General features: G+C 40.7%; 7 protein-coding genes. All 7 read left to right on the top strand.

The window, feature by feature from the left end; all coding sequences use genetic code 11:
* Positions 1 to 50: 50 nt before the first annotated feature.
* The 7 genes from DUT70_RS18840 to DUT70_RS18805 all read left to right on the top strand — a co-directional run bounded on the left by DUT70_RS18840 (position 51) and on the right by DUT70_RS18805 (position 16565).
* Positions 51 to 2780, top strand: coding sequence for a glycoside hydrolase family 2 protein (locus tag DUT70_RS18840; RefSeq protein WP_113648923.1), 2730 nt, complete (start codon positions 51 to 53; stop codon positions 2778 to 2780).
* A gap of 11 nt (positions 2781 to 2791) precedes the next feature.
* Complete coding sequence (locus tag DUT70_RS18835; RefSeq protein ID WP_113648922.1) at positions 2792 to 3559, top strand: hypothetical protein; 768 nt, start codon at positions 2792 to 2794, stop codon at positions 3557 to 3559.
* Between the two features lie 11 nt (positions 3560 to 3570).
* Positions 3571 to 5766 (top strand): glycoside hydrolase family 3 N-terminal domain-containing protein, encoded by a 2196-nt coding sequence (locus DUT70_RS18830; protein ID WP_113648921.1) that lies wholly within the window; start codon positions 3571 to 3573, stop codon positions 5764 to 5766.
* 48 nt (positions 5767 to 5814) lie between these two features.
* On the top strand, positions 5815 to 9885 hold the full coding sequence (locus DUT70_RS18825; protein ID WP_205529841.1) for a hybrid sensor histidine kinase/response regulator transcription factor: 4071 nt from the start codon (positions 5815 to 5817) through the stop codon (positions 9883 to 9885).
* Positions 9886 to 10506: 621 nt separating this feature from the next.
* Positions 10507 to 11697, top strand: a complete 1191-nt coding sequence (locus tag DUT70_RS18820) for a glycoside hydrolase family 88 protein (RefSeq protein WP_113648919.1) — start codon at positions 10507 to 10509, stop codon at positions 11695 to 11697.
* A gap of 70 nt (positions 11698 to 11767) precedes the next feature.
* Positions 11768 to 12985, top strand: a complete 1218-nt coding sequence (locus DUT70_RS18815) for a glycosyl hydrolase family 28 protein (protein ID WP_113648918.1) — start codon at positions 11768 to 11770, stop codon at positions 12983 to 12985.
* Positions 12986 to 13568: 583 nt separating this feature from the next.
* A complete protein-coding gene (locus tag DUT70_RS18805) occupies positions 13569 to 16565 on the top strand; it encodes a SusC/RagA family TonB-linked outer membrane protein (RefSeq protein WP_113648916.1) in 2997 nt (998 codons plus the stop codon).
* Positions 16566 to 16567: the final 2 nt, after the last annotated feature.

The following is a 16567-nucleotide window of genomic DNA, read 5'->3' as shown; positions in this document are numbered from 1 at the left end:
GAAACACAACGCTAAACACACGAAAGCAACATTTGATATAAGACAGCACAATGAATAATCAGTTATTAAGAAACCTTACGCGTATATTTTTGATCGTGCTAATAGCGCAGGTAGGAGCGCTAAAAGCACAAACCGTTGTAGATTTATCAGGCACCTGGAAGTTCCAAACCGATGTGATGGATTTCCGAAGAGGTTCGCTATCGCCACGATATAACCATGAGCTACAGGAAACCATTCTGCTTCCTGGTATTACCGATGACCATCAAATTGGTTATAAAAATCCTTACAAATACATCGATCGCCTGACCCGTAAATACGAATACATGGGGCCAGCCTGGTACCAACGAGATATTGAAATCCCTGCCGCTTGGAAAGGCAAAAAGATCTTTATGTATTTTGAACGTACGCATTGGCTGAGTTCTATTTATGTAGATACCAAAGAAGTAAGTCAAATTGATTACATCAGTGTGCCGCATAACCACGATTTAACCGATTTTGTTAAACCTGGTAAAACCCATCGTATTACGGTTTGTATCGACAATAGATTCCAATACAAAACCCACAAATGGAACCATGCCCATACCGAGTTTACCCAAATTAATTGGAACGGAATTTTGGGAGAGATGAAGTTGATTGCCGTTGATCCTGTCTTTGTGGAAGACCTTCAGGTTTATCCTAATATTACGGATAACTCCATTAAAGTAAGGTTGCAGGTAAATAACGATACTAAAAAACAGGTAAAAGGAAAAGCGGCCTTTACCATTACTGGCCCAAACTATCATCTTAAGAGCGAAGTTGCGGTAGTCAGCAATGACTCGGTTACCTTTGTAGAAAGCACCATTCCACTTGGTAAAAATGTAAAGCTTTGGGACGAATTTAATCCCAACCTTTATCAAATTACCGCCCAATTGAACACTTCCGATGGAAAGGCTAATTACCAGCATACCAAAGCCGATACTTTCGGGATGCGTGAAGTGAAACAAGGCAAAAGCCATGTGCTGCTCAATAACCGTCCCATTCACTTAAGAGGGAATGTAGAAAATGCGGTTTTCCCTAAAACGGGTTATGCGCCAGTAGATGATGCTTCTTGGGAACGCATCATGTTATTAATGAAAGATTACGGACTGAATCACCTGCGTTTCCACTCATGGTGTCCACCAAAAGCAGCTTTCCGCATGGCCGATAAACATGGAATTTACTTTGAGGTAGAAATGCCAATGTGGGGTAAAGATGCTGAACCCGACGAAGACCGTTATAACTTTTTCCGCAGAGAGATTAAAGCCATTTTAAAGGAATATGGGAACCATCCATCCTTCGTGTTGTATTGCAATGGCAATGAAATTACGGGCAACTTTGATTTTATTGAGGAGTTGACAGCCGAGGGCAGAAAGCTGGATCCACGGCACCTGTTTAGTGGTTCTACTGCACGTACCAGAGTAAAATCTGATCAATATTATGTATCCCAACAAACCAATAAAGGCCCTGTAAAAGTGTACGAAGGTTTACCTAATACTGATTGGGACAGAAGCGCCGAATCAGATGTGGACGTTCCTGTAATTTCCCACGAATCGGGACAGCGTTGTGTATATCCTAACTTCGAGGAAATCAAAAAATACGCCAACAGCCCTGTAGAAGCCCGCAACTTTGAGGTATTTAAAGACCTATTGCAAAAAAACGGCATGCTCGATCAAGCCAACGACTTTTTCCGTGCCTCGGGAGCATTAACTGTACTTGAGTACAAAGCAGTAATCGAGGCCTTGTTGCGTTCTTCAAAATCCGCGGGTTTCCAGTTACTATCCATCAACGATTTCCCTGGTCAGGGTTATGCCCCTGTGGGGATTCTTGATCCTTTCTGGGATTCGAAAGGTTTGGTCACCCCAGAGAAGTTCAGGGAGTTTTGCGGACCTACCGTAGCCTTGTTGCGCTACGAGAAGAGTGCTTATTTCAATCATGAAACCTTTACGGGCAAAGCCGAAGTGTATAACTACAGTAATGCGGCCCTTAAAAATGCCAAATTAAAATGGTGGCTTACCGATGAAATGGGAAAATTATTGCAAAAAGGCAACTTAAAAACTCAAACCATTGGCAATGATGGCGTATTTCCTGTGGGCGAATTTGCCATTCCTTTAAAAGGTATTGCCAACAAGCAAAAACTTACGGTGCATATTTCGGTGAACGAACAAATTAAAAACAGTTGGGACATTTGGGTGTATCCGCCTCATCAAAACTTAATGCAGTCTACCGATCAGGTGCTTTATACCACCGTTTACGACGACGCTGCTAAAAAACAATTGGCCCAAGGCAAAACCGTAGTACTTTATCCATCGCCAAACCAGGTGAAAGGTCGCAAATCAGTTTTCCATAACCACTTTTGGAATCCTATTATGTTTGCTTGGCCACCAATGACCATTGGTAGTTTAATTCACCACAAACAAGGCATGTTTAATGATTTCACCACGTCTTACCATACCGATTGGCAATGGTGGGATATTTTGAACAACGCTAAAGTGATTGAAATGCAAAATGCCCCTGAAAAGCTTCGTCCGTTTATTCAAATCATCGATAGTTACGATAATAATCAAAAGTTGGGCATTGGTTTCGAAGCTAAAGTGAACGGTGGGAAATTGTTGGTGCTGGCTTTGGATACCCAAAAAGAAATGGACAAACGTCCAGCTACACAACAGTTGCTTTACAGTATTGATAATTATGTGAAGAGCAATCAGTTTGCACCTGAAGTACAGGTAGAAGAATCATTTATTCAATCGTTTTTAACTAAATAGGAGGAGATAAGATGAAGTGGAGAATAGCATTAAGTTTAGCGATATTGGCCAGTGGATTAGTGCAGGCCCAAGAAATCACTTTGGATAAAAAGGCTTCCTTAACGCAAGTTTATTTGCCAGCGGTAACTTCAGAGCAGTTGCTGTCCATGAACGACTTGAATGTCGAATTTGGTTATGTGCTTTATCAAACGGAGATCACCACACAATCTGATAGTGAAGAATTGGAATTGGAAAATGTACGTGATTATGCAGCGGTGTACGTAAATGGGAAGTTGCAGGGAACATTGACTGATAGCCGTAAGAAAATGGCCATTAAAACCGAGCCTGGAAAATATTTGCTGCAGATTTATGTAGAAAATATTGGCAGGATTACCTACGGCCCCGAAATTACCGACAACTCCAAAGGTTTATTTGGGGAAATTACTTTGGATGGAAACGACATCGAAAACTGGAAAATGTTACCACTTAACGTGCGAAAATTTCCTGTAAAAAACCTTGCCTACGATAGTGATTTAACTGATGGAAACCCTGGTTTTTACAAAGGTACTTTCCGTATGGAGGGTTTAAAAAATACTTACCTAGATATTTCGGGCTGGGGAATGGGAGAAGTTTGGATCAATAGCAAATACCTGGGTTCCTATTGGGAAGAAGAAAAGCAGCGTTCCATCCTAATTCCTACCGAAGATTTGGTACAGGGCGAGAATGAAATCGTCGTTTTCGAACTAAAGCACCATCAACAAAAAACAATGAAGTTATCGCAAACCCCCGTTTTTAAATAAGTTCAATCATTATGAAGAAAGTTACCTTACTGTTATCAGTAATCACCATTACCTTATTTTCAGGTTATAAAAAAGAAAATCCCTTATATAAAGATGCCAAGCAACCTATCGAAAAACGTATAGAAGATTTATTGGCCCGCATGACCTTGGAGGAAAAGGTAATGCAGTTGAACCAATATACCTTAGGCAGAAATGACAATGCCAATAACATGGCCGATCCAGTGAATGATATTCCGGCACAAATAGGCTCGCTCATTTATTTTGGCAGCAATGCTGATTTGCGCAACAGGGTACAGAAAAAAGCGATGGAGCAAAGCCGTTTGGGCATTCCCATCATTTTTGGTTACGATGTGATTCACGGTTTCCGCACCATTTATCCCATCTCCTTAGCCCAAGCTTGTGCCTGGAACCCCAAGTTGGTGGAGCAGGCCTGTGGCGTAGCTGCCCAAGAAGCCAGAATGTCGGGGGTAGATTGGACTTTCTCGCCCATGATTGACGTAGCTAGAGATGGTCGTTGGGGTCGTGTGGCCGAAGGCTATGGCGAAGACCCTTACACCAATGCTGTTTTTACAGTAGCTTCGGTAAAAGGTTACCAAGGAACTGACCTATCTAGCGAAAAAAATGTAGCGGCTTGCTTAAAGCATTACATTGGTTACGGCGCTTCAGAAGCGGGACGCGATTATGTGTATTCAGAAATATCGAGACAAACACTTTGGGACACTTACATGCTGCCTTATGAGCAAGGTGTAAAAGCAGGAGCGGCCACTTTAATGAGTTCTTTCAATGATATTAGCGGAACGCCAGGTTCTGCCAACCATTATACCTTAACCGAAGTGCTTAAAGACCGTTGGAAACACGATGGTTTTGTGGTTTCAGACTGGGGATCAATAGAGCAATTACGTCCGCAAGGCGTGGCGGCCAATAAAAAAGAAGCGGCACTAAAAGCATTTACCGCTGGCGTTGAAATGGACATGATGAACAGATGTTACGATAACCATTTAGGCGAATTGGTGAAAGAAGGCAAGGTATCTGAAGCGTTGTTGAATGAATCGGTAAGAAGAGTACTCAGGGTAAAATTCCGTTTGGGATTATTTGACCGTCCTTACACGCCAACTACAACCGAGAAACAAAGATTCTATCGCCCAGAAAGCATGAAGATTGCCGAACAGTTGGCAGAAGAATCAATTGTGTTATTGAAGAACCAAAATAAAGCACTACCCCTAAACAAGGTGTCGAAAATTGCCGTAATTGGACCCATAGCTCAAACCAAATGGCATTTGCTAGGTTCATGGGCAGCGCAAGGCAATGCCGAAGAAGTAACCACTGTTGTTGATGCTTTAAAAGCAGAATATAAAGACAAAGCCGAAGTAACTTATGCTTTGGGTTGTGATTTTGATGGACAAGACAAAAAGAATTTTGAAGAAGCTAAAAATGTAGCTGCAAACGCTGATGTGATTGTCCTTTGCTTGGGTGAAAAGAAAAACTGGAGTGGCGAAAATGCTTCACGCTCAACCATTGCGCTGCCACAAATACAGGAAGAACTGGCCGTGGAACTGAAAAAGCTGGGCAAGCCTGTGATATTGGTATTGTCGAGCGGTCGTCCGTTGGAACTTAACCGTTTAGAGCCCATTAGTGATGCTATTTTAACCATGTGGCACCCAGGAACACCTGGAGGGAAACCATTGGCAGGTGTTTTATCAGGGAGGGTAAATCCTTCTGGTAAATTATCCATGACCTTCCCTTATTCCACAGGTCAAATTCCTATTTATTACAACTACAGACAGAGTGCCCGTCCTCACCAAGGCAAGTATCAGGATATTCCGAGCACGCCTTTATATGAGTTTGCACATGGGTTAAGCTATACCACTTTCCAATATGGAGAACTAAAAGTATCTGCTACACAAATTAAACGTGGCAGCAAACTACTGGTAGAAATTCCCGTAAGCAACACAGGCGATAGGGATGGGGTGGAAACCGTACATTGGTTTATACAAGATCCAGTATCTAGTATCTCACGCCCTATCAAAGAGCTTAAGCATTTCGAAAAGCAACTCTTGAAAAAAGGCGAAACCAAAACCTATAAATTTGAAATCGATCCAGAGCGAGACCTTAGCTTTGTGGATGGTAACGGAAAACGTTTTCTAGAAGCTGGAGATTACAATATTTTGGTGAAGAATAAGAAAATTAAGGTAGAAATCGTAGATTAAGGCTTTGAGCTTTATCCAAATTTTAACAACCAACGGAAATCCTTTTAAATGAAAAAATACGGTCTGCTTACTTGCTTCCTTATTCTCCTCTTTCAGAATGTTTTTGCCATCGATGTTTCGAAGTATAGGTTTCATATCATGCCTGAAACTTCGTATTACGGCGGAATACAAAGCATGGCAAAGGATAGCTTGGGAAGGATGTGGTATACAGGACCCGATGCGCTTTTCATGTATGATGGTAACAACTTTTACCAACTGAATGACATCGTTTTTTCTATTAAACCAAAGGTAAAGTGGGGCTTTGGTTCAGTGGTTAGAGATAAAAAAGGAAATTTGTTTCTGAGCACTGGACACGGTTTGTTAAAATTTAACTACGACAAGTTTTCGTTCGATATCGTTGTTGACCAAAAAGTCCGCTCACTTTGTTTACATAGCGACGGTAAATTATACATGTTGTCTGCCGACAGTTTGAAACGTTATGATCCACAAACCAACAAAACGGATGGTTTCATCTTGCCAAAAAATCAATCCTTCAATAATCTCATCAGTTTAAATGGCAGTGTTTACATCACCCAAGATGCGGTGCTGCAAAAAGTAGATGTGGCCAAACGCAGGTTCATTCCTTTTGCAAACTTTGGTGGAACCACAAATGCCGTAAACGATGCCTTAGCTTACAAAGGTTTATACTATTTTTTGACCCAACGTGGAGGTATTTTTGTCACCGATGCTGCGGGAACGGTCAAAAAAAATATCCCTGTAGTGATTAATGGCACCAAATCCTTCATTTCTAAAAAACTTTACGCAGACCAAACTGGCATTATTTGGGTGGCCGCCCAAGCAGGACTTTTCTTTTATGATCCAGCAACGGAAAGTAGCAATTTCTTGCGCATGAACCTGAATGATGCTTTCTCCTTACCTAATAACTCTATTTGGACCATTTATCCCGATCCCGATCAGGGCGCATGGATAGGTACTTATGGTGGTAAAATCGCTTATTGTTCCCTCTACGATTCCCGTGCAAGGTATTTTACGCCTAGCCTTGGCGGACTAAGCCATCCTATCGTGAGCAGTTTCCAGGAAGATCATTTAGGTAATATGTGGATTGGTACAGAAGGTGGTGGGCTCAATTATTGGAACAGAAAAAGCGATACTTTTAGACATTTCGTGAAATCGCCAGGCAATTCGCCTAACTCTAATATGATCAAGCGCCTCAAGTTCGATCAGCAAAGCAAGCAGTTGTATATTTCGGCATTTAGTGGCGGTATTGGAACTTACGATATGAACTCGGGAAACTTTGGTAGCCTTGGTTTTCTATCGCCAGAAAGCAAACAGCCCTTAACCGTGTACGATTATGTACGTGATCAACAGGGCACATGGTGGATGACCGATCCCGACAAGTCGTTCTTTTACAAAAAAACTGTACAAGGGCCTATTGAAATGACCAGGGTAATTGGTGCCAATGGTGAAAAACTGTATCTGGAAATTGAAGCCCTGTTTGTGAATAAGCAAAATCAAATTTGTTTAGTCACACACCAAGGGTTTTTCGTCGTTGATCCTAACACGCAAAAAGTATTGAAGCATTACATGATCAAAGACGCTTCCTATTCCGCCAATTACCTCTGCAGTTTTTATTTGGCATCCAATGGCGATTTATGGCTGGGCACTTTGGGAAAAGGAGTGAACGTACTTAAGCCTAATGGTACCTATGTGAACTATAGCAGCAGCAATGGTTTGCCTGTAAAAATGGTGTTTGGCATTTTGGAAGACAATGCTTCTAAAAACATTTGGTTGAGCACCAGCGATGGACTTTACTATTACGATGCCAAAGCAAAGACCTTTGAAAAAGCACGCTTTTACCAAGAAAACAGCTGCGGCTCATTCTACATCCGTGCCGCATACAAAACATCAAAAGGCGAAATGCTTTTTGGCGGCACCAACGGATTCCTGCTTTTTGACCCTGCTTACTTGAATAAAAACCCACAAAAGCCTAGAGTTTTCTTTACAGGATTTTTTGTCAACAATAAACAAATTACCACGCAAACAGAGCAATCGCCTTTAGCTAAAGATATTGCCAGTTTATCTAATCAAAAAGAAAACAGGATAAAGCTGAGCAGCAAACAATCGAATGTAGAAATTAGGTTTTCGGCAGATAGTTATTTGTCGGCGGATAAGAACCAATTTGCCTATCGTATGAAAGGATTGGGCGAAAAATGGCAAATTATCCACAACAACCAAAGATCGGTGCAGTTCCTTAATCTCCCTAGTGGCGATTATACTTTCGAAATCAAAGCCTCTAACAACGATGGCCTTTGGGGAGATCAAATCTCACGACTTTACATCCACGTTGACCCGCCTTTTTTCCTGTCGTGGTGGGCTTATTGCTTTTATATTGCCATTGCTTTTGCCCTGTTGTTTTTCATCACCCGCTATTACACCAATAAAAAAGTATTTAAGGAAAGATTAGCCTTAGAAGCATTGAAGGAAAAAAATATGCGGGAGCTGAACCAAGCACGTACCGATTTCTTTACCAATATTTCCCATGATTTAAAAACGCCACTTACCTTGGTACTTCAGCCACTTAAACAGCTTAAAGAAACCTTGGGAACTAACGATGGCGCCAAGGGTTACATGAGCTTGATTGAGAAAAATGTGACCCGCATCCAGCGGATGATCAGTCAGTTGCTGCGTTTTAGAGAAATAGAAAGTCAAAAAATCACACTAAACCCGCAGATTGGTGACTTCATCAACTTTGTGCGAGATGTTTTCGGACTATTCGAGTTATATGCCAATAAGAAGGAAATCGAAACCAGTATTTCCACTTATCAAGATAACCTACATGTGGCTTTTGATTACGATGTGATCGAGAAAATTCTAACGAACCTATTCTCTAACGCATTAAAATATACTCCGAATAAAGGCTATGTAGGGGTACGTATTTATGCCGCTACCGAGGAAGAAAAGCAAAGACTTGCTGAACCCTTGGATGAACAAGAAACGGCTTATATCTCCATTGAAGTGCTCAATAGCGGCGATGGTTTTTCGGAAGAGCAGATTGCCACCTTATTTACTTCCTTTAACCGCCTTTCATCGCACCGGCCGACCTTTGAAGAAAGCTCAGGTTTAGGGCTTGCCATTGTGAAGGAACTGGTTGATGTACTTGGCGGAAAAATATGGATGGTGAATAAAGCGGATAAGGTTTCCTTTACCATTATGCTACCACTAAAAACGCAAGCCAGTTCTGGGGACATGCAGTCGAACGTTTACGACTACACCATCTCAGAGATCGATGACATTATGTTGGATGCTACAGAGCCAGAAAATGCAGCATCGAGTGCAAGAAAAGCCAATAGCTTATTATTGATTGAAGATGATCCTGCTATGCGTGCTTATATGGAGCAGCGGCTGTCAGAACGATACAATGTCTACACCGCCAGTGATGGTGTAGAAGGCTTAATCAAAGCGGAGAAAATTTATCCCCAGCTGATCATTACCGATTTGATCATGCCTAATAAGAACGGATTTGAAGTTTGCCGAAGCTTAAGGAATAACTTTAAAACCAGCCATATTCCAATCATCATGATTTCGGGTAATGGTGATGATAATCAGAATAAAATCAAGGCACTCGAATACGGCGCAAGTGTATTTATCGATAAACCTTTTGATGTAGACTATTTGTTGCAACAGATAGACACCATTTTAAAGAATCAAAAGGAACTCAAAGAGAAATACAGCAAACGTATCCAAGTTGATCCTTCTAATGTGACCATTACCTCAATGGATGAAGAGCTTTTGGTGAAAGCAATGAAAGTGATTGAGCAAAATATCGCTAATGCCAATTACTCTGTAGACGATTTTGTGTCGGATATGAACGTAGGAAGGACCATTCTGTACCAAAAAATCCACGACATTGTAGGCATGTCGATCAAAGAGTTTATTTTAAATATCCGATTGAAGAGAAGTGCTTACCTATTAGAGAAATCGGATTTAACCGTAGCCGAAGTAGCTTACCAAACAGGTTTCAACAACGCCAAGTATTTTAGTGTATGTTTCAAAAAGCAATTTGAAATAAGCCCATCGGAGATGAAAAAAAAATCCTCCACTGGGGCAGGTAAGAAGTAATTGGGTTTGGGTTTTGGTTATTCGGTTAATTGTTTAACTGGTTAATCGTTCATTAGTTCATTAGTTCAATTGTTCATTATCCGTTCGATTTTGTCATGCAGAGCGTTAGCTGTACCGACTATTCGGTAGTGAAGGATTTTTCAATAGGGTTGTTTGTTAATTATAAAACCTCTCTCTAACTCTCTCCTTTGGAAGAAGAAAGAATGTGGTTAGCGCCAGGTTGTTATGTACTGCTGCTATTCAAGTTCGTACTAGCTTACCCAAGCGCTATTGTCTCCCTCGTAGGGAGAGAACCCGATTTTATCGGGAGAGAGGGTTTAATTTATAAAAGGCTTAGCCACCATGTTCGTCATACCCAATTCGATTGGGTATCGTAATGCACTAGTAGGTTTTAGTATGCTTTAAGATTCCCGTTTTCACGGGAATGACGCTTCTGTGGACGTTAAGTCTAGCAAAACCGACCAAACCCTTTTTATTTCTTCCTATGTACGAAAACGAACCATTTCCGTACAAAACCGAACCTTTCCCAATCGCCTTTATGCTAGTTTTGGAAATACTAAATAGTTAAAATATTTAGCGCTATTTGGTAATGATCAAAACCAATTTCCTAAACCAAAATAAATGAACAACATGAGAAAATCTTTCTCTAAGCTATTGTTAATAGCACTTCTTATTACGAGCCAAGTAAAAGCACAATCCCTAAAAAATGTAATTGATAAAGCTTTTCAAAATGCAGAGCAACAAAGTTTACTAATGGCCAAAAAGTACGAAAACCAAGCGGGTAGACTTCCAAAATCTTTCGAAAATGGAAAAGACGTATCTTCTGATTCCAGATGGTGGTGTAGTGGTTTTTTTCCAGGTACGCTTTGGTACTTGTATGAAAACAATAAAAATCAGGAAGTGCTGAAATACGCTAAACTATATACGGATAGGGTAGAGCGGGAAAAATACACCACCGACAATCACGACGTTGGTTTTATGCTTTATTGCAGTTTCGGAAACGGCTTGCGACTTACTGGCGAAGAGCGTTATAAAGAAGTGCTGTTAACTGGTGCTAAATCATTGGCTACCCGTTTTGATCCACAAGTAGGCTTAATCCGTTCGTGGGACCATAAACAAGAAGTGTGGCAATATCCAGTAATCATCGACAACCTCATGAATCTTGAATTGATGCTATGGGCAGCCGACTATTCCAAAGATGAAAACTTTAGGAAAATAGCGATTTCACATGCGGATAAAACCATGAAGTATCATTTCCGTCCTGATTATAGCTCTTACCATGTGGTTTCATACGACCGTAAGTCTGGCGTTCCGCATTTGAAGCAAACCCATCAGGGAGCAAGTGACGAATCGGCTTGGAGCCGTGGACAAGCTTGGGGGCTTTATGGCTACACCTACCTTTATCGCGAAACAAAAGATCAACGATATTTAGAACAGGCCAAAAATATCGCCAATTTTCTGATCAACCATCCGCAAATGCCGAAAGATTTTATTCCTTATTGGGATTATAATGCACCACAAATTCCTAATACTACTCGTGATGCTTCTGCAGCTTGTATCATGGCGTCGGCTTTAGTAGAGCTGAGCGATTTTGTAGATGCCAAATTGAAAGAGAAGTACATGGCAGTAGTGGATACACAGATTAGAACCCTTTCATCGGAAGAATATACCGCGAAACTTGGTGAGAATGGAAATTTTATCCTTAAACACAGCACTGGAGCTTTGCCTTTCAAATCTGAAATAGACGCACCATTGACCTATGCCGATTATTATTATTTGGAAGCACTCACCAGATTAAAGAAAAGGTTATAAATATTCCTCAAATCATCAAAAAAACAAGTATTCTTACTGTTAAATACCTCATCGTTACAAAATCATAACCATGACCATCTCAAGGAAAGCAATCTTAATGTTCTGCGTTTGCATGTACAGTTTCAATTTTTTAGTAGCAGTTAATGCCCAAAAACCAGCCGAAACCTATCATAGCCCTAACCTATATTCTAAAGGCTCCCAAACAGAACGGATACAAAAAGCAATAAATGAGGCGAAAAATACAACAGGTAAGGTAGTGATTCCTAGATACGATGCAGTGGCAAAAACCGATGTTTGGTTAATTGATCAAGCCATTTTACTGCCTGGTGATTTTGAATTAGAACTCAACAACTGTAAAATCAAATTATCAGACAAATGCAGAGATAATTTTATCCGTTCTGCAAATGCAGGATTAGGGATTACCAATATTGAACCGTTAAAAAACATCAAGATCACGGGAAAAGGCAATGTGCTTTTAGAAGGAGCCAACAACCCCCGAGCTACGGGCGATCACAATAAAACCTTATCTAAATCTCCCAGTGGTTTCGGACAATCATACGGAAGCGATGCCGACAAACCTAATGAAAACCAAAAAGGCGGATGGCGCAATCATGCCATTATACTGGCCCATGTAGATGGCTTTGAAATTAGCGGTATTGTGTTGAAAGATTACCATGCACACGGTTTGGTAATGGAGCGTTGCAGCAATGGAGTGGTTAAGGATATCACTTTTGACGTAAGGCAAGCCATTAACGTTGCGGGTACAGACCGACAGGTTTTAAATCAAGATGGTTTGGGCGTAAGATTTGGATGCAAGAACATCACCATTGCCAATTGCAAAGGCAAAAGCGGCGATGACTTTATCAATATAGGTTTAACAGATACAGGCGTAGCAGCAGGTAAGGAGAATGTCAACGTGGTGAGCGGTTCCGTGTATCGTGGAGAGAGCGATAATATTTCGAACATCTATCTCCAAAACTGGCAAGATTTCTATTCCATCTCACACCGAGCAATCCGCATTATGCCTGTCGGTAAGTTGAGAATTAAAAATGTTTTTATCGAAAATATGATCATCAGCCCTTTATCAAAACAAGGCCTGGTGGTTGAACATACTTCCAATATTAAAGGCCTATTTGTAAGGAATATCATCACCCATTATCCTGTAAAAGCCAAAGGAATATCCGAAGCTAGTTTTAGGGATATTTTCTATATCGGCAATGGCACTCCAATAGATGTGGAGCAGAGTGATTCGGTAAGGATAGACCATGTAAAAACCATTGCACAATAAGTGATTACCTCATAAATAAGCCGTTTTTCTTCTCAAGTAGGTATAAAAACGTCCACAATCCTTAAGGTTGTACAAAACCAAACCATTTTCGTACAAAAACGAACCCTAGGGATGTTTGATGTGTATAGTTTTGTCTTAACCATTTGTACAACCTAGAACCAAGTATGAAAACTAACCAACCCATAACCTTAGCAATTGCTAACGAACTGTACATCCCAAATTCGAGGATTTCCAGAACGCTTAACAGAGCATCTCATTCCCAGTTTTTAATTCCTGTAAATCATCAGGTAAAAAATCCTATTGCCAAACTTTGGTCTTTACTCAAGGCCCTTCGGTTGGTATAGAAAAACATTTTTGAGTAGTCTCTTTTGCGATCCCAAACGTCATCATTGATAAACCCATAAAGCTGGTATTTACTGCTTGGTCACCACAGGCAGTTTAAACATCGGCAATAAGAAATAGAAGTTGAACAAAACAAAACCAAAGCCTATCGCCAAACTTAAATGAACCTAGCTTTCTTCGCTCCATCTGGCAGCGCAAAACATGAACGATTAATTTTTAATGCTAACCAATATAAAACTAAATGATAAAAGAATTACACATCAAGCTCAAGAGCTGGCTAATGATGTTAGCCGTTCTACTGATGGCAACAAATTACAGCTATTCACAACAAGATCCGATTAAAGTTAAAGGAAAAGTTACTGATGAGAAGGGGGAAGTGCTGGTAGGTGTTTCAGTAATTATCAAAGGAACTAAAACAGGAACCTTAACCGACGTAGACGGAAATTATACCATACAAGCTGCGCCAGCGGCTACTTTGGTGTTCTCGTACATAGGCTTCGATCCACAAGAAATTAAAGTCAACCCAACGGGGACCATCAATGTGAAAATGTCGGGTGATAAAACCTTAGACCAAGTAGTGGTGGTAGGTTACGGTACCGCCAAGAAAAAAGATTTAACGGGCGGTTTGGCCGTAGTGGGTAAAGAGCAGTTAAGTATGGTATCTACCCCTAACTTAATGGACCGTTTGGTAGGTCAGGTAGCAGGTTTTAGCATCACTACTGGTAATGCGGCTCCAGGGGCGGCGCAAACCTTGTTGATCCGTGGTGAAAACTCCTTATCAGCCAGCAACAATCCATTAATTATTTTAGATGGAATTCCTTACAACGGTTCACTTGCAGATATCGACCCAAATAACGTAGAAAACCTGTCTATCCTAAAAGATGCCTCTGCGGTAGCTATTTATGGTTCTAGAGGTTCTAACGGGGTAATTTTGATCCAAACCAAAAGAGGTGCCTTAGGTAAAGCAACGGTAACCTATCGTGGGCAATTGGGCATGGCCGAGCCAATGCAAACCATTGATGTCATGGGGCCAAATGAATATATCCGTTTCCAACAGGATATTGCAAGATTAAGACAAGGATATACTGGAGAATTGTTAGATCCAATCGCTGGAGATATCATTAGCGTCACCGAACGTAATAACTATGCCAAAGGTATTACAAACGATTGGCAAGATTATATTTTTAGAAGGGCCATGACTATGGATCACCAGCTATCTATATCAGGCGGTACAGAGAGTACCAAATATATGGCTTCTTTAGCAGCTTTAGATCAAGATGGTGTAGTGTACAACTCTAAACTGTCGCGTTTAAATATCACCTCTAATCTCGATCAAACATTTAACAAATGGTTAACCATTGGTGTAGGCCTGCAGTATACACGTAAAAGCGATGGCGGTATTACGCCAAACATTGAACATGCGATTAAACAAAGTCCGTACGGCGCTTACAAAGACGAAAATGGTAGATATGTGCCAGAACCAATGGAATATTCGTTGATCGTAAACCCTATGCGTAATGTAAACGCCATCCAAGATAGATACAATAATAACTTCTTTGTTTCTGGATATGCCAATATTTTATTGCCAGTTAAAGGCTTGTCGTTAAGATCTAATTTTGGTTACAACTATAGAAATGGTTTTACAGGAACCTATTACGGTCGTGATACCTTTGATGGTAGAGACCAAGGAACTGTAGTGGGTGGTAGTGCTTCTATTAACAACTCTCAGTATAATGATTATACTTGGGAAAACATTATCAAGTACGAACGTGAAATTGGCGACCATCGCTTTGATGTGACTGGCTTGTTCAGTATGCAGAAAACTAAAAGTTGGGGTACATCGCAGAGTGGGCAAGGTTTTGTAACCGATGATAATGAATATTTCATGATCGGTAGTGCAGCCCGTAATCCAGCAAATGATTCTTCCTTATCAGAAACAGCAATGCTTTCTTACATGGGCAGGTTAAACTATGCTTATAAAGGTAAATACCTACTTACACTAACAGGTCGATCTGACGGGGCATCGGTATTTGGTGTCAATAATAAATATGCATTTTTCCCAGTTGCCGCCGCGGCTTGGCATATTGGCGAAGAAAGCTTCTTGAAAGATAAAGTAAAGTGGTTGGATATGTTGAAAATCCGCCTTTCTTATGGAGCCAATGGTAATCAGGCCATTAATGTTTACAGAACGCTCGATCGTTTAAACTCTAACGTAAAATACATTTGGGGTGATGCAGGACAGGCGGTTACAGCAGCTTATTTAGCGGGTGATGGTATTGGTAATCCTAACTTAAAGTGGGAAACCACCTATTCAACCAACTTAGGTATCGATTTTCAATTGTTCAAAAGCAGGTTAAGTGGTAGTATCGATGCTTACCTTAACAACACCAAAGATTTGTTGATGACACGTACCGTTCCTATTATGAATGGCTACCGTACCATTATGGACAACATTGGCCAAACACAAAACAAGGGTATTGAGGTTACCTTAAATTCTGTTAATGTTAAAGCAAAGGATTTCTCTTGGAACTCAACCGCAGTATTTTCTTTGAACAGAGATAAAATTGTAGAATTACGAGGCGATGGATTGGATGATATTGCCAACAACTGGTACATTAACAAACCATTGAGGATATTTTTCGATTACAACATGGTTGGAATTTGGCAAGCTGGCGAAAACTATAGCGTACAGCCAGGAGGATTGCCAGGTGCAGCAAAAATTGAAGATGTAAATGGAGATGGCGTAATTACAACTGCAGATAGAAAAATCATCGGTTCTAAAAATCCACGTTATACCGCATCATTCGCAAATAGATTGAGCTATAAAAACTTCTATGCATCGGCATTGGTAACAGGAGTTTTTGGCGTTTGGAGAGACGATCATATGGCCAACCTAGGTTCGTGGACTTTTGGTATCACCAATTATGTGCACAATGCCAATTACTGGACGCCAGAAAACCCAGGCGGAACCATTGTTTCACCAGCTTATATGAACACACTTCAGCACGGTTACTACAAAAAAGTAAACTACGTACAGGTTAGAAACATCACCTTTGGTTACAGAGTTCCACAAAACATCGCTAAAAAAATAGGATTAAGCGGTATCGATATCAATGCAAGCGTAAATAACTTACATACGTTTTCAAATATCCGTCAGGTACTTAATTATGATAATACTTGGATGGCTTCTTTCCCAACAGCACGCTCGTACATGTTTGGTCTAAATGTGAACTTTTAATT

The sequence above is a fragment of the Pedobacter chitinilyticus genome, from assembly GCF_003313385.1.
GTDB classification, from domain to species: domain Bacteria; phylum Bacteroidota; class Bacteroidia; order Sphingobacteriales; family Sphingobacteriaceae; genus Pedobacter; species Pedobacter chitinilyticus.
This window is presented reverse-complemented; position numbering and strand designations above follow the sequence as displayed.

Bases quoted from the DNA above. Each gene is read 5' to 3' on its own strand.
- DUT70_RS18840 (WP_113648923.1), top strand. From the start codon at position 51: ATGAATAATCAGTTATTAAGAAACCTTACGCGTATATTTTTGATCGTG.
- DUT70_RS18835 (WP_113648922.1), top strand. From the start codon at position 2,792: ATGAAGTGGAGAATAGCATTAAGTTTAGCGATATTGGCCAGTGGATTA.
- DUT70_RS18830 (WP_113648921.1), top strand. From the start codon at position 3,571: ATGAAGAAAGTTACCTTACTGTTATCAGTAATCACCATTACCTTATTT.
- DUT70_RS18825 (WP_205529841.1), top strand. From the start codon at position 5,815: ATGAAAAAATACGGTCTGCTTACTTGCTTCCTTATTCTCCTCTTTCAG.
- DUT70_RS18820 (WP_113648919.1), top strand. From the start codon at position 10,507: ATGAACAACATGAGAAAATCTTTCTCTAAGCTATTGTTAATAGCACTT.
- DUT70_RS18815 (WP_113648918.1), top strand. From the start codon at position 11,768: ATGACCATCTCAAGGAAAGCAATCTTAATGTTCTGCGTTTGCATGTAC.
- DUT70_RS18805 (WP_113648916.1), top strand. From the start codon at position 13,569: ATGATAAAAGAATTACACATCAAGCTCAAGAGCTGGCTAATGATGTTA.